General features: G+C 63.5%; 12 protein-coding genes and 1 pseudogene. 10 read left to right on the top strand and 3 right to left on the bottom strand.

The window, feature by feature from the left end; all coding sequences use genetic code 11:
- Positions 1-263 precede the first annotated feature (263 nt).
- Positions 264-1,880, top strand: coding sequence for an alpha-amylase family glycosyl hydrolase (locus tag AMD14_RS13690; RefSeq protein ID WP_011051701.1), 1,617 nt, complete (start codon positions 264-266; stop codon positions 1,878-1,880).
- 667 nt (positions 1,881-2,547) lie between these two features.
- Here the strand turns inward: AMD14_RS13690 and AMD14_RS13685 are convergent.
- Positions 2,548-5,322, bottom strand: a complete 2,775-nt coding sequence (locus tag AMD14_RS13685) for a TonB-dependent receptor (protein WP_015463361.1) — start codon at positions 5,320-5,322, stop codon at positions 2,548-2,550.
- A gap of 17 nt (positions 5,323-5,339) precedes the next feature.
- Between AMD14_RS13685 and AMD14_RS24875 the strand changes: the two are divergent.
- Positions 5,340-5,634 (top strand): annotated as a pseudogene (locus tag AMD14_RS24875) (hypothetical protein).
- Here AMD14_RS24875 and AMD14_RS13675 read toward each other — a convergent pair.
- Positions 5,635-7,716 carry a glycoside hydrolase family 97 protein gene (locus AMD14_RS13675; protein WP_011051698.1) on the bottom strand — a complete coding sequence of 694 codons (2,082 nt, stop codon included), beginning with the start codon at positions 7,714-7,716 and terminating at the stop codon, positions 5,635-5,637.
- 242 nt (positions 7,717-7,958) lie between these two features.
- Between AMD14_RS13675 and AMD14_RS13670 the strand changes: the two genes are divergently transcribed.
- The 3 genes from AMD14_RS13670 to AMD14_RS13660 are packed head-to-tail and all read left to right on the top strand — an operon-like array spanning position 7,959 to position 13,293.
- On the top strand, positions 7,959-10,145 hold the full coding sequence (locus AMD14_RS13670; protein WP_011051697.1) for a glucosidase family protein: 2,187 nt from the start codon (positions 7,959-7,961) through the stop codon (positions 10,143-10,145).
- Positions 10,142-11,620, top strand: coding sequence for an MFS transporter (locus AMD14_RS13665; RefSeq protein WP_011051696.1), 1,479 nt, complete (start codon positions 10,142-10,144; stop codon positions 11,618-11,620). The genes AMD14_RS13670 and AMD14_RS13665 overlap by 4 nt, the downstream gene beginning before the upstream one ends.
- 47 nt (positions 11,621-11,667) lie before the next feature.
- Positions 11,668-13,293, top strand: coding sequence for an alpha-amylase family glycosyl hydrolase (locus tag AMD14_RS13660; protein ID WP_011051695.1), 1,626 nt, complete (start codon positions 11,668-11,670; stop codon positions 13,291-13,293).
- Between the two features lie 128 nt (positions 13,294-13,421).
- Here the strand turns inward: AMD14_RS13660 and AMD14_RS13655 are convergent, their stop codons facing one another.
- Positions 13,422-14,543, bottom strand: coding sequence for a LacI family DNA-binding transcriptional regulator (locus tag AMD14_RS13655; RefSeq protein ID WP_011051694.1), 1,122 nt, complete (start codon positions 14,541-14,543; stop codon positions 13,422-13,424).
- Positions 14,544-14,865: 322 nt separating this feature from the next.
- Here AMD14_RS13655 and thrS point away from each other — a divergent pair, with 322 nt between their 5' ends.
- The 5 genes from thrS (at position 14,866) to pheS (ending at position 19,421) form a co-directional block, all read left to right on the top strand.
- Positions 14,866-16,770 (top strand): threonine--tRNA ligase, encoded by a 1,905-nt coding sequence (gene thrS / locus AMD14_RS13650; RefSeq protein WP_011051693.1) that lies wholly within the window; start codon positions 14,866-14,868, stop codon positions 16,768-16,770.
- A gap of 48 nt (positions 16,771-16,818) precedes the next feature.
- Positions 16,819-17,361 (top strand): translation initiation factor IF-3, encoded by a 543-nt coding sequence (gene infC, locus AMD14_RS13645; protein ID WP_077708941.1) that lies wholly within the window; start codon positions 16,819-16,821, stop codon positions 17,359-17,361.
- Between the two features lie 246 nt (positions 17,362-17,607).
- A complete protein-coding gene (gene rpmI / locus AMD14_RS13640) occupies positions 17,608-17,805 on the top strand; it encodes a 50S ribosomal protein L35 (RefSeq protein WP_002811096.1) in 198 nt (65 codons plus the stop codon).
- Positions 17,806-17,815: 10 nt separating this feature from the next.
- Entirely contained in the window at positions 17,816-18,175 is a 360-nt protein-coding gene (rplT, locus tag AMD14_RS13635) for a 50S ribosomal protein L20 (protein WP_003484828.1), read from the top strand.
- 250 nt (positions 18,176-18,425) lie between these two features.
- Entirely contained in the window at positions 18,426-19,421 is a 996-nt protein-coding gene (pheS, locus tag AMD14_RS13630) for a phenylalanine--tRNA ligase subunit alpha (RefSeq protein ID WP_005930228.1), read from the top strand.
- Positions 19,422-19,471 lie beyond the last annotated feature (50 nt).

Raw genomic sequence — 19,471 nt, 5'->3', positions numbered from 1 at the left:
TATGCGGATCGGGGGAGCTTACGCATTGATCGAGCAGACGGCCACTCGCGACGATTACATGGAAGGGCTCAAGCTCACCGACGCCGAATACCAGGTTGTGGTGTCGCTGCGACGCCACCCAATTTTGACCAAGGCCTCGCGATCTGTCCGCAAGAGCAATGAATACGTATGCACGTCCGCGCCCAAAGAGTGCCACGCCGCTAGGCTAACGCCCTTAGTCGGTGGCCGTGTTGGCTGCCAGCAGTGGCCCGGGAGGGGCGTGCATGTTGCAGACACCATGGTGGCGCGGGGCCGTCATCTATCAGATCTATCCGCGTAGCTTTCCGGATTCCAATGGCGATGGGGTCGGCGATCTGCCGGGCATCATCGCCAAGCTCGACTACATCGCTGGGCTGGGCGTGGATGCCATCTGGATCTCGCCGTTTTTCAAGTCGCCGATGGCAGATTTCGGCTATGACATCGCGGACTACCGTGCGGTGGATCCGTTGTTCGGAACGCTGGACGATTTCGACCGTCTGCTCGACAGGGCGCATGCGCTTGGCCTGAAGGTGATGATCGATCAGGTGTTGAGCCACACCTCGATCGAACATGCGTGGTTCCAGGAAAGCCGGCAGGACCGGACCAATGCGAAGGCGGATTGGTATGTGTGGGCCGATCCGCGCGAGGACGGAACGCCGCCCAACAACTGGTTGTCGCTGTTCGGTGGTGTGGCGTGGCAGTGGGAGCCGCGGCGCGAGCAGTACTACCTGCATAACTTCCTGGTCGATCAGCCGGACCTCAATTTCCATAATGCGGAGGTGCAGCAGGCAACCCTGGACAATGTGCGGTTCTGGTTGGATCGTGGAGTAGATGGCTTTCGCCTGGACGCGATCAACTTCTGCTTCCATGACGCGCAGCTGCGCGATAACCCGGCCAAGCCGGCCGACAAGCGGGTGGGGCGTGGCTTTAGCGCGGACAATCCGTACGCCTATCAGTACCACTACTTCAACAACACGCAGCCGGAGAACCTGGCGTTCCTGGAGCGCCTGCGTGCGCTGCTCGATCGCTATCCGGATGCGGTAAGCCTGGGCGAAATCTCTTCGGAAGACTCGCTGGCGACCACGGCCGAATACACCGCCAAGGGCCGCTTGCACATGGGCTACAGCTTCGAGCTGTTGGTGCAGGATTACAGCGCGGCGTACATCCGCGGAACGGTCAGCAGGCTCGAGGCCACCATGTTGGAAGGATGGCCGTGCTGGGCCATTTCCAACCACGATGTGGTGCGTGCGGTGACGCGTTGGGGCGGTGAAGATGCGTCGCCTGCGTTCGCTCGCATGGTAGTTGCGCTGCTATGTTCGTTGCGTGGCTCGGTTTGCCTGTACCAGGGCGAGGAGCTTGGGCTAGGCGAGGCGGATGTGGCGTTCGAGGATCTGCGGGATCCGTACGGCATCACGTTCTGGCCGACCTTCAAGGGCCGCGATGGATGCCGTACGCCGATGCCGTGGACCGATGCGCCGTCGGCGGGTTTCACCAGCGGCAAGCCGTGGTTGCCGTTGTCCGAGCCGCATCGTCTGGCTGCAGTGAGTGTGCAGCAGGACGATGCCCAGTCTGTGCTGCGCGCAGTGCGGGCATTTCTGAGTTGGCGCAGGAGCATGCCGGCCCTGCTCGAAGGGGCGATCGCGTTCTACGACATCGCAGAGCCGGTGCTGATGTTCCGGCGTGAGCATGCGGGCCAGGTCATGCTGTTGGCGTTCAATTTGTCTGCAGACATCACCGAGCTGGCACTGCCTGCGGGTGCATGGCGCCAGATCGATGTGCCGGGGGTGGAGCGTGGCGTGATCGAGCATGGCCGCGTGCGCTTGCCGGGGCATGCTGTGGTTTGCGCAATGGGCGGGCAGTGACGCGGTCGCTTCACAGAGAGCTTTATGAGCATGTTTGATTGATACCGGCGAGACATCGTCGAACAACGGCTGGCTGACCCACACCCTGGCGCGACGGCCGGATGCCTCGCTTTTTGTGGTGGGTTGTGAGAGCCGAGTTAGCGTGCATGCGACGCGCGGTGCCTGGTCGGCAAGTCAAGATAGGTTATGGAGTGGTGCCGCCGCAGGAGATGGTGATGTATCTCTTCTCGGTTCATCAATTTCAGGGAAGCGGCTGCCTGATGAAGATCGATTGCAAAAGCGACACTCTGGGGCGATGACGTGGCTGAATTTCCAGAGGATGTCTTGCGCTAGGAACTGCAGGAAGCAAAGTGTGCGTGTGTCGGCATTGCGCCCGATCCTTCCAACCTGTACCGAAAGATTCGACCCGAATGGGAGATGCGGTTCAAAGAAAAGCCGCCGGTGTCTAGCCGGCGGCTTTTCTTCGTTGGAGATTTTGAGGTTCTAGAGCGAGACATTTTGACTGCATTCCGCGTAATAGACCATCGCTCCTGACGGGAGATCTACCAACAGGTGAAAGCAGGGCTTCTTGGATGCTGAGGGAATTGGCGTGGAATCCGTACCCTCACCCCAAGCCCTCTCCCGGAGGGAGAGGGGCAAACAGCCCGCTATCTGTTCCTGCAATGGCTCAGAACTTGTAATTCACACCCAACACAATGGTGCGGCCCCACTCGATGTATTCCAGTGGACGGTCCTTGGTTTCTGCGTACGTGCGATACGGCGAGTTGCTGAGGTTGCTGGCCTGCAGCAGTAGGGTCAGGCCGGACAGGCTGCTGGCTTCGCTGAAGTTGTAGCTGATTTGTGCGTCGGTGATGTTTTCGCCGACCACGTAGCGCAGCGTGCGGTTGCCGTTGAAATTGCCGATTTCGCCGATGAAGTCCGAGCGCCGGCGCTGGCTGACACGTGCTTCAAAGCCCTTGTGCTCGTAGTAGGCGGTCAGGTTGTAGACGCGCTTGGACAAGCCGGGCAGGCTGATTTCACCGTCGCCCACGCTGGAGGCGCTTTCCGGGTCGCGGATCTTGACGTCGCTGTCGTTGAAGGTGGCGCTGGCCTGGATGCCGAAGCCTTCCAACGGCGCGAAGATCAGCTCCAGCGGCAGCGAGGCGGTGAGTTCGACACCGCGCAAAGTGCCGCCCTTGCCGTTGAACGGGGCGCTGAAGGTGCCGGTGGTCAGCACCGGGGCAGAGCCCGGCGACGGCACGTAGCCGGCCACCAGTGCGGAGAAATCGTAGTTGTCGCGGCTCTGGGTGTAGATGTAGCTCTTGAGGTCCTTGTAGAAGAACGCCGCGGCCACGTAAGCACGGTCGGCAAAATACTTCTCGTAGGAGATGTCCAGGGCATTGGCGCGCCACGGATCCAGCATGGGGTTGCCGCCGCTGGCGCCGGGGCGCCCGGTCGAGGTGTCGACACCGAATTCCAGCGAGGCACGCAGTTGATCCACGCGCGGGCGTGCGACCTGCTTGGCCATCGCAAAGCGCAACGTCTGCTCGTACGGGAACTGGAAGGCCAGGTTCAAGCTGGGCAGCCAGTCGCGGTAGGTCTTGCCATCGTCGATGGGCCGCACTTCGCTACCGGCCGGCTGCGAGGCGTCCCAGTAGTTGGCCTGCGAGGACTGGTCTGCACTTTGCAGCTGCACGCCAATATTGCCGCGCACACCCACTTCGCCCCATTCGGTATTGATGTTCGCACGCAGCCAGGCAGTGGTGATTTTTTCTTCCACCGTCCAGGCCTTGGATACCAGGAACGAGGCGTCGTCGCTGGGGTTGAACAACATGTAGCGCGCCACTGTCGCCGGCACATTCCATGCTGGCAGGGAGCCGAGACCGGCGAAGCCGAGATTGACCGGTGCGTATTGCAGGTCCGCCGCCACCGTGGCCTCGCCCTGCGCGCCCAGGGTGATATTGCCTTCGGGCTGGGTCTTCTGCTTTTCGCGATTGGCGTAGTTGACGCCCACATCCAGATCCGAGAACCAGCTCAGCGCTTCGGGCATCGGGAAGCTGGCCTGCAGGCGCGCGCCCTTGAGCGCGTCTTCCACGCGCGGCACTTTGCCGTAGCCTGAGCCGTAGATGGTGTTGGTGAGGAACAGCTCATCCGGATTGGAATAATTCATGCCCGGCGACAGCTGCGAGAAGCCGTTGCCGACAACCGACACGCCCACGGTGTCCAGCTGCGGCATGGGGGCGCGCTGAAGATTGTTTTCCAGGTTCAGTTCGTCGCGAGTGGCCTTGGAGTAGTTCAGGTCCGCGACGATCTTGACGGAGCCGGCTGTGATTTCGTTGTTCCAGCCGAAGGCGTCGATCTTGTCTTCGCGCTTGTTGTACATGCCACGCACCAACGGATAGACGCCGCTGGCATCGCCGCCGACGAAGGTATTGCGATCGTTGACGCGCACGTTGCTGATGTTCAGGCCGGGCGTGTAGCCGCCGTTGTAGTTGCTCAGGTTGAGCTCGAACTGGTTGGCGGTGTCGATCTGCTCGGCTTCGGTGTGGAAGGCATCGAGCGTGCTGGTCCAGGCATTGGACGGGCGATACTGCAGCGTGGCCATGACGCCGTCGCGCTTCTGATTGCCGGTGCGTCGCAGGGCCTTGATGCCATCGGAGAAATACACGCCATCTGCGACGCCAGGACGCTGCCGCTGCGCGTTGACCTGCTGCCACGGTTCGTACAGGCCCACCTGGTTTTCCTGGATCGGCATGTCGGTGTGCGCGTAACCGATGGTCAGGCCGATGGTGCGGTCTGCGAATTGGTCGATGTAGCTGACATTGAAGCGGTTGCCGTACGGGTCGACGTTGGCGGCCTTGCCCAAGGAGTTGCGCTGATAGCGGCCACCGATGGCGATCACGCGCTCGTTGTAGCTCAGCGGGCGGGCGGTCTGCATGTCCACGGTGCCCGACAAGCCTTGACCGACCAGGCCGGCATCGGGGGTCTTGTAGACGGTGACGCCGCTGACCAGTTCGGATGGATATTGGTCGAATTCCACGCTGCGGTTGTCGCCGGTGCTGACCACTTCGCGCCCATTGAGCAGCGTGGTGGAAAAGTCCGGTGACAGGCCACGTACGCTGATGACCTGCGCACGGCCGGCAACGCGTTGCGCAGCCAGGCCGGGCAGGCGCGCCAGCGATTCGGCGATGCTGACGTCAGGCAGGCGACCGATGTCTTCGGCTGAAATGGCTTCCACGATCGAAGTGGAATCGCGCTTGACCGAGATGGCGCCTTCGATCGCGCGGCGCAAGCCGGTGACCTGGACCTTGTCCAAGTCGGTGACCGCGCCAGCAGTCTGTTCGGACGCGCCTTGTGGGGTGTCGTTTGCGTGTGCAGGCGCTGCCGTTTGCGCGGCGGCCCATGTCGGTGCCATGGCAACGGCCAGGGCGATACTCAGCGCAGAGCGCTTGTGCTTCAACATTTTCCCCTCCCAGGTACATGTTGTTTTTGATTTTTGATCCGGCAGATGCCTGGATGTCATGCGTCGCGTGCCACGATGGACGTCACGACTGCGACGTATGGTAGACACCGCACCTGGGTGCAAACGTGCACTGCATACGTATTCACTGCGGCGTCGCGCGATGAAATCGATTCCATCCAGGGCCATGCCGACAACAGCGCGGTGATTGCGCTCAGCAACGACATGATGCGCGATGCGCAACGGCGCTGGGACTGCTGCGCCGTGCGATCGATCGTGCTGGCTGTGCGCGTTGGCGCCAAAGCGGTGTCGTAATCAGCGTTTGCCACCCACCGGAACAAAGCGAATGGCCTGACCACCACCCGGTGCCAGACGCAGCTCCAACGTATCGGCACTACCGACCTGACGTTCTTCGCGCACGAAGGCGAACGGGTTGCTGGCATAGTCCGCGCCGTCGCCATCGCGATAGATCTGCGCGGTGTAGCGCACGCCAGGTTCGAGAAAGCCCAGCGGCACCCGCAGCAGGCGGCCGTGCTCGTCGGTGATGCTGCCCAGGAACCAGTCGCGGCTGTGCCGGTCCTTGCGTGCGATGGTGACGTAATCGCCCACTTCGCCATTCAGCGCGCGGGTCTGGTCCCAGTCCACCGCGACGTCTTCGATGAAGCGAAACGCATCGCGGTGTTGCAGATAGTGCTCGGGCAGATCGGCGGCCATCTGGATCGGGCTGTAGAGCGTCACATACAGCGCCAGCTGACGCGCCAACGTGCTGGGAACCGCCTGGCCGTTGCGGCCCTTCAGGCTGACGATGCCGGGCGTGTAATCCATCGGCCCGGCGAGCAGCCGGGTGAACACCAGGTTGACTTCGTGCTCGGGCGGATTGGGCGGCTGGCCCCAGGCGTTGTATTCCATGCCGCGCGCGCCTTCGCGCGAGATCCAGTTGGGATAGGTACGGCGCAGCCCGGTGTCCTTGATGGGTTCGTGCGCATTGACCGCGATGTGGCGCTGCGCCGCCTCCTGCACCACGTGCAGGTGGTGACGCGCCATCCATTGCCCGTCGTGCCATTCGCGCAGCGGGTTGCCGCCCGCGGGGTTGCGACGTTCCACCTGGCCGTCGTCGCAGACATAGCCGGTCTTGACCGAGTCCACGCCGAAGCGCGCATACAAGTCCATCGCCTCGGCGATCTGATCTTCGTAATGGTCCACTGCGCACCCGGTTTCATGATGGCCGATCAGATGCACGCCCTTGGCGGCGGCGTACCTGGTTAATGCTGGCAGGTCGAAATCCGGCGTGGACCGGGTGAAATCGAAGCTACCGCCATTGCCGAACCATTCCCCGTCCCAGCCGGGATTCCAGCCTTCGACCAGCACGCCGCGAAAGCCGTGGTCGGCGGCGAAATCGATGTAGCGTTTTGTCGTCGCGGTGGTTGCGCCGTGTTTGGGCCCGGTGGCCCAGGTCTGTTGATTGAGATGCATCGACCACCACACGCCCACGTACTTGGACGGCTTGATCCAGCTCACGTCGCCCAGCTGGTTGGGCTCGTTGAGGTTGAGGATGAGGTTGGATTCCACCAGGCCGGTGGCCTGATCGGCGATCTGCAGCGTGCGCCATGGCGTATCGAAGGGCAGGCTGCGGCGCACCTTCCAGCCTTCGGCAGCCGGCGACAGCTGCGCGCGCAGGCGCTGGTTGTCGGTGCGGCGCAGCCACATGCCGGCGTAGTCGACCAACGCCGCTTCATGCAGTGCGATGTGCAGCCCGCTGTCGGTGCGCAGGGTGAGCGGCGTATGCGCCAGCGCAACCTGATTCAACGGCGTGTGCCGATACAGATATTCGTAGTGGATCGGCTCGCCTGCGGGAATCCACCAGGCATCGGCGGGTTGCGCGATGGCGAACTCGGTCACTTCCTCGTCGATGATCGCCTCGCGTATGCCTGCTTGCTTGGGGAAGTGGTAGCGCAGGCCCAACCCATCGTCGTAGACGCGGAAGATCACGTCAAAGGTGCGCTGCGCACCGTCGCGCTCGCCCAGGCTCACGCGCAATTCGTTGTAGTGATTGCGCACCAGCCGCGTTTCGCCCCAGGGCTGCTCCCAGGTGTCGTCGTGACTTTGACGTGTCTGTGCAAGTACGACCATGCCGCGGTCCAGCCGGCCGTCGCGTAGCTCGAAGCCCAGTCGCGAGCGTTGCACCACCGCCTCGCCCAGGCGCTGCACGCGGTAATAAGGCGTGCCGCCATCCACGTCAAGGCTGACCTGCAACACCTTGTTCGGCGACTCCACGCTGACGGTGGTGACTTCGGCATGCAGCTGCGGCGCAGCACCGCCGAACAGCGTGAGGACCAGCAGCTGGGCGATCCATGCGGCGCCCAGTGTCGAGTGCGCTCGACGTGAAGACAGCGGCATAACACCTCCCAAGGTGACCGTTGCGCAAGCAGTGACTATGCAGTGCATCGCTGTGGATACGCCGTGGTGCGCACTGCTGGAAACCCATGAATACGTATGCAGTGGTGCGGAACAGCGAAGTGCGCGTCTACCATGGCGGACGGCACTTGGGAGGGTCCGCGCCCGTGGCACGTCCGTGCCGCGCACCACAACGCGTGCAACGAGGGAGGAAGGCCGACGGCGCAAGCTGTCTTGCCGCTTCGATGTTGAAGATGATCTGCATGGCTGCAACGCTGGGCGTTGCGGCAAGCTCGCCGGCACTGGCCGACGAACTGGAATTTCAAGGACGCCGGGCCCAAGCGCAGGCGTTGGACGATGGCAGCTTCGTGTTGCGCTGGCCGCAAGGCGAACGCCGCATTGCGGCACAACCGATGCGCACGCACACCGCCAGCCCGCTGTTCGACGCCTTGTTCGCGCTGGCACAGCAGGAAATGGCCGATGACCGGGTCGAGGCGATCCGCGACCCCGCCTTCAACGCTGGCAAGCCGGTGCCGTGCGCCTGCTTCGAAACCGGCGAGCGCTGGCCCTACGTGTGGACGCGCGATGTCAGTTTTGCGGCCGATCTTGCGTTGGCGCAGCTGGAGCCGGAGCGCACGCGCAACGCACTGCGCTTCAAGCTCTCTGCCGCACGCGATGGGCGCACGCCGGGACTGTTCGTGGCGCAGGACACCGGCTCCGGCGGCAGTTGGCCGATCAGTAGCGACCGAGTGGTGTGGTTCTTTGCCGCACGCGGCCTGCTGGACGACAAACCGTTTGCCGAAGAGGTCTGGCAGGCGCTACAGGCAACGATCGCGCAGGACCGCCATGCCGTGTTCGATGCGCAGATCGGCCTCTACCGCGGCGAAACCTCGTTTCTGGATTGGCGAGAACAGACCTACCCGGACTGGACGCGCGAGGACGTGCGCTTCATTGCCGAATCCTTTGCGCTCTCCACCAACGTGCTGCATTACCAGGCATTGCGGCTGGCCGAACAGTTGGCGCGCCAGCATGGCGATGCACGCGCTGCGCAGTACGCGCAGTGGGCCGATGCACTGCGCCAGGCCATCGACGGGCGTTTCTGGGATGCGCGCAGCAGCCAATACGTCAGCTATCTCGGCAGCGCAGCGCATCCGGTGCGCTACGCCAAGGTGGATCTGCTCGGCCTCTCGCTAGGCGTGCTGGCCGATGTGTTTCCGCCACAGCGGGCACGCCTTGCGTTGCGCAATTACCCGATGGTCGCGGGTGGCAGCCCGGTTGTGTGGCCGCAAGAGGCCGCGCAGCCGATCTACCACAACCGCGCTGTCTGGCCGTTCGTCAGTGCCTATGCGCTACGCGCCGCACGCGCGCTGGACGATGCGCCACGCATCGCGTTGGAGCTGCAATCGCTGATGCGCGGTAGCGCGCTGGCGGGCTCCAACATGGAAAACTACGAGATGCAGAGCCTTGCGGTGCACGTGGAAGAGGGCGCACGCAGTGGTCCGGTGGTGAACTCGCCACGCCAGCTGTGGTCGGTGGCGGGCTATCTGTCTGCAGTGCGGGAGGGTGTGTTCGGCCTGTCGGCCGCTGGCAACGTACAGCCGAAGTTGCCGCGGTCCTTGCTACCCCTGTTGTTTGGCGAGGCCAAGCAGATCGTGCTGGAACAGGGCGCACGCCGTTACGTGCTGCAGCGCCCGGCGAACGATACCGGTGAGTTGCTGGTGGCAGGACGCATCGAACGGCAGGGTCAGACCACGCTGGTGCAGTTGGTTGGGCGCAATGCCGACCTCACGCCGCCGCCGCGACCGGAGCAGGTGTTCGCACCGCAGACGCCACAGGCGCCGGTCGCGCAACAGCTCGGCAACACGTATCGCATCGGTATTCCGGAAGGAACAACGCTGTATCTGGACGGCCGCGCACTCGATGCCAGCGCGCACTGGGATCTTCCCGACGATGGCGTGTTGCATATGCTCAGCCTGACCCGGCGGCGCGATGGTCTGGAGTCGCTGCATAGCCCATCGTTGACGCTCGGCCCACTGCAGCGGTTGCCAGGCAGCCAGCGCTGGAGCTGGCGTCCCGCACGTGCAGGCGTGCATCGGGTGTCGCTGCGGTACCGCAACGACAACGGCCCGATCAATACCGGGGTCACCGCCGCGGTCAAACAGCTGGTGCTGGAATGCCCAGGCAAACCCGCGCAATCGCAGGTCATCGTGATGCCGCATAGCGTGGGCGAGCAGCTCTCCACGCAGGTCACTTTCGATGCGGTGGCGGGGCAGGCCTGCACGTTCCGGCTAGAGAACGGCTTCAACATGAGCGCGTTGGCGCACTTTGCGCGGTACAACGGCGGTCGCGGCGGCCGCGATGGCGTGGTCAACGCTGCGCAGGTCAGTGCGTTGTTGGTCGGGCCTGCAGCACGCGTGGAGGTTGCGCCATGACCGCCAAGCCACGCTTGGATTTTTGGCAGATCTGGAACATGTGCTTCGGCTTTCTCGGCATCCAGTTCGGCTTCGCACTGCAGAACGCCAATGCCAGCCGCATCTTCCAGACCCTGGGCGCGCAGGTCGACGACGTGCCCGGCCTGTGGATTGCTGCACCGCTCACCGGCCTGGTCGTGCAACCGGTCATCGGTTACCTGTCCGATCGTACCTGGACTCCGTGGGGTCGCCGGCGTCCCTATTTCATGGTGGGCGCTGTCTTTACCACGCTGGCCTTGCTGGTGATGCCCAACGCGCCGATGCTCTGGGTGGCCGCCGGCACGCTGTGGGTGCTGGATGCATCGATCAACATCTCGATGGAGCCTTTCCGTGCGCTGGTGGGCGACCAGTTGCCGCCGTCGCAACGGCCGACCGGCTATGCAATGCAGAGCTTCTTCATCGGCATCGGCGCGATCGTCGCGAGTTTTCTGCCCTGGCTGCTGACCCATTGGGGCATTGCCAACACCGCGCCGCCAGGCCAGTTGCCCGACAGCGTGCGCTACGCGTTCTACCTCGGTGCAGCGGTGCTGTTCCTGTCGATCACCTGGACGGTGCTGCGCACGCGCGAGTACAGCCCAGAGCAGCTTGCCGGTTTTGACGATGCGCATCCGCCTCTCGCGCAGGCGGTAAGCACTGGCATGGTGCCGACATCCATGGCGAGCGTGCTGTGGTGCGGTCTGGGCGTGTTGCTCGCCGCGGCCATCGCCTGGCAGCACGGCGACCGCATGCTGTATGTGCTGGCCGGGTTGTGTTTCGCCTACGGCGTCTTGCTTGCCTTGGCCCGCATGTTGCCCGCCACCAGCATGCTGGTGGCGATCGTGCAGGACGTGCGCAGCATGCCGATGACGATGCGTCGCCTGGCCTGGGTGCAGTTCTTCTCGTGGTTTGCCTTGTTTGCGATGTGGATCTACACCACTGCCGCGGTGACGCAGGTGCATTTCGGTGCGAGCGACACCGCTTCGGCGGCCTACAACGATGGCGCAAACTGGGTCGGCGTGTTGTTCGGCGCCTATAACGGGTTTGCTGCATTGGCTGCAGTGGTAATCCCGCTGCTGGTGCGTGCGATCGGCTTGCGCTGGAGCCATCTGTGCAATCTGTGGCTGGGTGCCGCCGGCTTGTTGTCGATGCTGGTCATCCGCGACCCGCAGTGGTTGCTGCTGTCGATGCTGGGTGTCGGCTTCGCCTGGGCCTCGATCCTGTCGCTGCCATATGCCTTGCTGTCAGACAGCGTGCCCGCTCCCAAGATGGGCGTGTACATGGGCATCTTCAATTTCTTTATCGTGATTCCGCAGTTGGTCGCGGCCAGCGCGCTGGGCTTTGTGCTGCGCGTATGGCTGGGCGGGCAGCCGATCTATGCATTGGCCATTGGCGGGCTCAGCCTGTTGATTGCAGGGGTGTGCGTGGTGCGGGTTCCAGTGGCCTCGGGAGGGCAATGATGCGCAGTGCGATGTATGTAGCGTTGACGATGTACGCAGGCGTGGCGATGGCGGCGCCTGCAGCCAAGGACTACTACGGCACCCTGGAGCCGTTCGCCGCCGAGGCGGTGTACTTCGTGGTGACCGACCGCTTCGTCAACGGCGATACCGGCAACGACCATCGCGATCAGGGCGGTGCGCATCGCACCTTCGATGTGCCCACACCATGCGCCGACGGCAGCGAGGACAACATCGGCTATCTCGGTGGCGACTTCAAGGGCATCGTCGAGCATGCCGATTACATCCGCGACCTGGGCTTCGGGGCGGTGTGGATCACCCCGATCGTCGACAACCCCGACGAAGCGTTTACCGGCGGCAAGCCGATCACCTGCGGCAGCACGCTCAGCGACCATGGCAAGACCGGCTATCACGGCTATTGGGGCGTCAACTTCTACACGCTCGACGAACATCTGCCCAGCCCGGGCCTGGATTTCGCCGGCTTTACCCGTGCCATGCACGCCAGCAAGCTGAAGGTCGTGTTGGACATCGTGGGGAACCATGGTTCGCCGGCCTACACCATGCCGCAGGCGCAGCCCGGCTTTGGCAAGCTCTACGATGCACAGGGGCGGCTGGTCGCCGACCACCAGAACCTTGCGCCCGCGCAACTGGATCCGCAGCACAACCCATTGCATGCCTTCTACAACACCGGCGGCGGCCTGGCGGAATTGTCCGACCTCAACGAAAACAATCCGGCGGTGCTGGATTATCTGGCCGGCGCATACCTGCAGTGGATGGAGCAGGGCGCCGATGCGTTTCGCATCGATACCATCGGCTGGATGCCGGATCGCTTCTGGCATGCCTTCGTGGCGCGCATACGTGAAAAACGCCCGGGCTTTTTCATGTTCGGCGAAGCCTTCGATTACGACGCCAACAAGATCGCCGGGCATACCTGGACGCGCAATGCCGGCGTCAGCGTGCTGGATTTCCCGCTGAAACAGCAGCTTGCCGCGGTATTCGGTCATGAACAGGCCGGCTTCGAAAAACTCGCCGCGCCCTTGTTCCTGCGTCAAGGGCCCTATGCGAACCCCTACGCGTTGATGAGCTTCTACGACAACCACGACATGGCGCGTCTGGATGCCAGCGATAACGGGTTTATCGATGCGCACAACTGGTTGTTCACCGCCCGCGGCATTCCGGTGATCTATTACGGCTCGGAAATCGGCTTCATGCGTGGGCGTGCCGAACATGCCGGCAACCGCAATTACTTCGGCGTCGAGCGCATTCGTACCGCACCGCAGAGCCCGATCTTCGGCCCGCTGCAACGCATCGCCCAGGTGCGTCGCAACACCCCGGCATTGCAGCGTGGCGTGCAGGTCGATGTGCAGTTGCACGGCAATCAAGCCGCGTTCCTGCGCGTCTATCAGCATGCTGGCACAACCCAAACCGCATTGGTGCTGCTCAACAAGGCCGATACCGCAGCCACCATTCAAGTGACGCGCTTCCTGCAGCCCGGCGCATGGCGCGATGCGATCAATGGCGAGCAGTTGCAGGTGCAGCGTGGTTTCGCAACAGCGGTGCCGGCGCATGGCGTGCGCGTGTTGCTGTCGGATGCGCCGATCACCGACCCGGCCCTGCGCCAGCAGCTCGACCTGCAGATGGCCGAGCAGGCCGCGCGCGACGCGCGCAACAGGTAGGAGCGCATCTGGGCGCGATCAGGCATTACCGGTAACGCGTCGCGCCCGCGGGCGCTCCTACGACGCACCCAGCGGGTTGCGAGATCTCGCAACCCAACCGGCGCGCTGTCCCGGGTCCCGATCCCGAATCAGCCCCTGACCGCCCCATCCGCCGCTCGACCCGTCATCGCATCGCCGGCCTCTGCGCCGGACGGCGCCCAACCCAGTGGCGGCTGCAGCCCGCTGCTGCGCGAGGAATCGCGTAGCGCCAGGCGCACCGGAATCGTGCGGCTCTGCGCCGCTTCGCCGCGAATCAAGGCAACCAGACTTTCCACCAGCAGTGTGCCGGCCTGCTTGGTGTCCTGCTGCACGGTCGACAACGCCGGCGCAACCGACGCCGCCAACGCAATATCGTCGAAGCCGCTGACCGCCACGTCCTGCGGCACTCGCAGGCCGCGCTCGCGCAGGGCGCGCATCGCACCGATCGCGATCAGATCGCTGGCTGCGCAGACCGCATCGAACGCATTGCCGCTGTCCAGCAGGGCCAGGCACGCGGAGTAACCGGACAACTCGGTGGTGATCGCATCGAACTGCAGCGCCGGGTCGGCTACCAGGCCGTGCTGCGCCAGCGCCGTGGCATGGCCGCGGTAGCGTTCTTCGAATTCGGGGTAGTGGTTGGACGCGTGTCCGAGGAACGCGATGCGCCGGCAGCCCTGCGCCAGCAGATGGTCGGTAATGTCCAGCCCGCCCTGGTAATTGTCGCTGCCGATCGAAATGCCGGGCTGGCCGGGCAGGGCCGCGCCCCAGCGCACGAAGTGGGTGCCTTGCTCGACCAGCAGCTGCAGCCGTTGGCGCGATTGCTGATAGTCGCCATAGCCCAGCAGGATGATGCCGTCGGCCTTGTTGCTGTCTTCATAATCGGCCTGCCAATCCTTGGACAACTGCTGGAACGACACCAGCAGGTCGTAGCCCTGCAGCGCGCAGGCACGGGTGATCGAGCCCAGCATCGAATGGAAGAACGGGTTGATCAGCGAGTCGTCGGCAGTGGGGTCTTCGAAGAACAGCAGTGCCAGCGTGCCGGCATTGCGCAGCCGTAGCGAGGAGGCGTTCTTGTCGACCTTGTAGTTCAGCTCGCGGGCGATGCGCAGGATGCGCTTGCGGGTTTCCTCGTTGACCATCGGGCTGCCGCGGAGTGCGCGCGACACGGTCGGCTGCGACACGCCGGCCAGGTAGGCGATATCCAGCGAGGTGGCTTTACCCTTGATGGTCATGATTGGCAACGGCAGGACAGGTGGCCGGCATCATGCCATGCGCCTGCCAGCGCCGTGCCGCCGTACGCAGCGGGCGTCTGATTGGTTTACCATTCATGCCCAAGACCCCCTGCGAGAAGGTGGCCCGCGCCCCGCGCCGGCCCAGCGTGCGACATGAGCACTACCACCGCCCACCGCTGATCCCTGCCTGCGCCAGCGCGCAGAGCGCCTGCATGGCGCCGTCTTGCCTCACGTCCCGCATTCTCCTCCGATCCTGTCCAGCAATGGCCAGATCTCCCATGGCAGCCGACCGCTGCAGCCAGACCAGACCTCATTCTTGCCCATGATCAATATCACGCTCCCCGACGGCAGCCGCCGCGAATTCGAATCCCCCGTCTCGGTGATGCAGGTCGCCCAGTCGATCGGCGCCGGCCTGGCCAAGGCCACCATCGCCGGCCAGGTCGACGGCCAGCTGGTCGATGCCAGCGACGTCATCGACCACGACGCCAGCCTGCGCATCATCACTGCCAAGGACGCCGAGGGCGTGGAGATCATCCGCCACTCCTGCGCCCACCTGGTCGGGCACGCGGTCAAGCAGCTGTATCCCGAGGTCAAGATGGTGATCGGCCCGGTCATCGCCGAAGGCTTCTACTACGACATCTACAGCGAGCGCCCGTTCACGCCCGAAGACATGGCCGCGATCGAGCAGCGCATGCAGGAACTGATCGCGCAGGATTACGACGTGATCAAGAAGGTCACTCCGCGCGCGGAAGTGATCGAGGTATTCGCCCAGCGCGGCGAGGAGTACAAGCTGCGCCTGATCGAGGACATGTCCGAGGACATCACCGCGATGGGCCTGTACTACCACCAGGAATACGTGGACATGTGCCGCGGCCCGCACGTGCCGAATACGCGCTTCCTCAAGGCGTTCAAGCTGACCCGCATCTCCGGCGCCTACTGGCGCGGCGACGCCAAGAACGAGCAGCTGCAGCGCATCTACGGCACCGCCTGGGCCGACAAGAAACAGCTGGACGCCTACATCCTGCGCATGGAAGAAGCCGACAAGCGCGACCATCGACGCATCGGCAAGGCGCAGGACCTGTTCCACCTGCAGGAAGAAGCGCCCGGCCTGGTGTTCTGGCACCCCAAGGGCTGGTCGCTGTGGCAGGTGGTCGAGCAGTACATGCGCAAGGTCTACCGCGACAGCGGCTACGGTGAAGTGCGCTGCCCGCAGATCCTGGACGTGTCGCTGTGGCAGAAATCCGGCCACTGGGACAACTACCAGGACGCGATGTTCTTCACCGAATCGGAGAAGCGCACCTACGCAGTCAAGCCGATGAACTGCCCCGGCCACGTGCAGGTGTTCAACCAGGGCCTGCATAGCTACCGCGACCTGCCGATCCGCTACGGCGAGTTCGGCGCCTGCCACCGCAACGAGCCCTCCGGCGCGCTGCATGGCATCCTGCGCGTGCGCGGCTTCACCCAGGACGACGGGCACGTGTTCTGCCTGGAACCGCAGATCGAATCCGAAGTCACCGCTTTTCACCAGCAGGCGCTGGCGGTCTACACCGCGTTCGGCTTCGACGACATCCAGATCAAGATTGCGCTGCGTCCGGAAAAGCGCCTGGGCGACGATGCCACCTGGGACAAGGCCGAGGCCGCGCTACGCAGCGCGCTGGGCGTGTGCGGGGTGGAATGGCAGGAACTGCCGGGCGAGGGTGCCTTCTACGGCCCCAAGATCGAGTACCACCTCAAGGACGCCATCGGTCGCACCTGGCAGCTGGGCACCATGCAGGTCGATTTCATGATGCCGGGCCGTCTCGGCGCCGAGTACGTGGACGAGAACAGCCAGAAGAAGCATCCGGTCATGCTGCACCGGGCCATTGTCGGCTCGATGGAGCGTTTCATCGGCATTTTGATCGAACACCACGCCGGTGCCTTCCCGTCCTGGCTGGCCCCGGTGCAGGTCGTTGTCGCCAACATCACCGATGCTCAGGCTGAATATGTCGACTCTGTGCGGAAAACCCTTGCAAATCAAGGCTTCCGTGTCAGCGCCGATTTGCGTAACGAGAAGATCGGTTATAAGATTCGCGAGCATACGCTGCAACGCGTGCCATATCTGCTCGTGGTCGGCGACCGCGAGAAGGAAAATGGCGCTGTCGCCGTGCGGACCCGTTCAGGCGAGGACCTTGGGACCATGACGGTCTCGGCCTTCATCGAACGTCTGCAGGCAGAGCAGGCAGCGTGAGCCAACCCCGGCCGGTCTGGATGATCCGGATGCGCCGGTTCGATTCCTCTGGGAGATTGCAATATCAGTACCCCTGACAACAAACAGAACCGCAAGAACCAAGAAATCCGTGTGCCGCGCGTTCGCGTGATCGGCAGCGACGGTGAGATGGTCGGCGTGTTGTCGCGCGACGAAGCGCTCGCCAAGGCCGAAGAAGAAGGCCTGGATCTGGTCGAAATCCAGCCGCAGGCCGATCCGCCGGTCTGCAAGATCATGGATTTCGGCAAGTTCAAGTTCGAGCAGCAGAAAAAGGCCAACGAGGCCAAGAAAAAGACCAAGCAGGTCGAGATCAAGGAACTCAAGTTCCGCCCGGTCACCGACGAGGGCGACTACCAGATAAAGCTGCGCAACATGCGCCGCTTCCTGGAAGAGGGCGACAAGGTCAAGGTCAACATCCGCTTCCGTGGCCGTGAAATGAGCCACCAGGAGCTTGGTCGCGAAATGGCGGCGCGGATCGAGGCCGATCTGGGCGACGACATCGTCATCGAGTCGCGTCCTCGCCTGGAAGGGCGCCAGATGGTCATGATGATCGCGCCCAAGAAGAAGGTCTGAGGGTCCGATTCGGCGCTGCAACGGGCCCGGCCGGTCCGTTGCGTCGCAAGCTCAACGATTTGCAACAATTCCCGTTAACGGGTAGACTGCGCGGCCCGGTTTTACCGGGGCGCCGTGCGAGTGGCACCAGGACCTGTCCGGATCGTGTTCGATCAAGGACTTACAAGCAGGCAAGGGCAAGGATGGAAAGCGTGGTCGCAAGACTGCCGCCCGTGTCAGTGACAAAACACCATCAAGGACATTGCAATGCCCAAGATCAAGACCAACCGGGCGGCGGCCAAGCGTTTCCGCAAGACCGCCTCCGGCAAGTACAAGTGCGGCCACGCAAACCGTAGCCACATCCTCACGAAGAAAGCGACCAAGCGGAAGCGCAACCTGCGGCAGACGAATCACGTCCGTGCCGAGGACGCAGGCCGTCTCGATCGTATGCTTCCCTATCTCTGAGGACTGAACCATGGCACGAGTAAAGCGTGGTGTGCAGGCGCGCCGCCGCCACAAGAAAATTCTGACCCTGGCGAAGGGCTACTACAACGCTCGCCGCAAGGTCTTCCGCGTTGCCAAGCAGGCGGTCATCAAGGCACAGCAGTACGCCTACATTGGCCGTAAGCAGAAGAAGCGTAATTTCCGCTCGCTGTGGATCACCCGCATCAATGCGGCTGCCCGCATCAACGGCTTGAGCTACAGCCGTTTCATGAATGGCCTGCTCAAGGCTGGCATCACCCTGGACCGTAAGGTGCTGGCCGATATCGCCGTGCACGACGCCGCCGGTTTTGCCGCGCTGGCCGAGAAGGCAAAGGGCGCGCTGGCGGCATAGTGCGAGTCCCTCGCAAGAGCCCGCACATCCATGTGCGGACTTTTGACAGGGTAGTTTCTCGTAGGGGCTTGCACATTCTTGTGCCGGCTTCTGATGAGGACAAAGCAGATATGCAGGGGGAAGGGCGCGAGTCCTTCCCCTTTTGCGTTTTTGCGAAGTCGCCAAGCGGGCGATGACAGAGCGATGCAGTGACAATGCGTTCCGGTGTATCCGGAAACACCGTTCGGCTAGCAGTTGAGGCGCAAGTGCAATGAGTGAGATTCAATCCCTGACCGAGCGCGCGCTGGCCGATGTTGCCGCGGCGCAGACGCCGGACCAACTGGAAGCCTTGCGTGTCGCATTGCTGGGCAAGAGCGGCAGCATTACCGCCCAGCTCAAGCAGCTCGGGACGTTGCCGGCAGAGCAGCGCAAGGCGGCTGGCGAGGCGATCAACCTGTCGCGCGATGCGCTGACCGCGGCGTTGTCAGAACGCAAACACACCCTGGAAACCGCCGCGCTGGATGCCCGTCTTGCCGGCGAGCGCATCGATGTCACCTTGCCGGGCCGCCGCAGCGAGCGCGGCGGTCTGCACCCGGTGACGCGCACGCTGGAGCGCATCGTCGAAATCTTCGCCCGGCTCGGTTACGAGCTGTCGGACGGCCCGGAAATCGAGGACGACTGGCACAACTTCGAAGCGCTGAATTTCCCGCCGCACCATCCTGCGCGCGCGATGCACGACACGTTCTATTTCGGCGACGGACGCCTGCTGCGCACCCATACCTCGGGCGTGCAGGTGCGCTACATGGATGCGCACAAACCGCCGCTGCGCATGATCGCGGCCGGCAAGGTGTATCGCTCCGATTCGGATCAGACCCACTCGCCGATGTTCCATCAGGTCGAAGGCCTGTTGGTGGACGAGCATTCCAACTTCGCCGACCTCAAGGGCACCTTGTCCGAGTTCGTGCGTGCGTTCTTCGAACGCGATTTCGAAATGCGTTTCCGCCCCAGCTATTTCCCGTTCGTGGAGCCGGGCGCTGAAGTGGATATCGCCTGGCAGCAGCCTGACGGCAGCACGCGCTGGCTGGAAGTGCTGGGCTGCGGCATGGTGCACCCCAACGTGCTGCGCAGCGTCGGTATCGACCCTGAGCGCTACACCGGCTTCGCCTTCGGCCTGGGCGTGGAGCGCTTCGCGATGCTGCGCTATGGCGTCAACGACCTGCGTGCGTTCTTCGAGAACGATGTGCGTTTCCTTAGGCAGTTCGCCTGATGGCGGGAATCAGGAGTTGGGAATCGGGAATCGTAAGAGCCATGTGCTCC

Origin of the sequence: Xanthomonas citri pv. citri (assembly GCF_000961215.1) — a bacterium.
In the GTDB taxonomy this organism is placed as follows: Bacteria; Pseudomonadota; Gammaproteobacteria; order Xanthomonadales; family Xanthomonadaceae; genus Xanthomonas; species Xanthomonas cissicola.
Note: the sequence above shows the minus strand (reverse complement) of the source record. Positions and strands in the feature narration are given on the sequence as shown.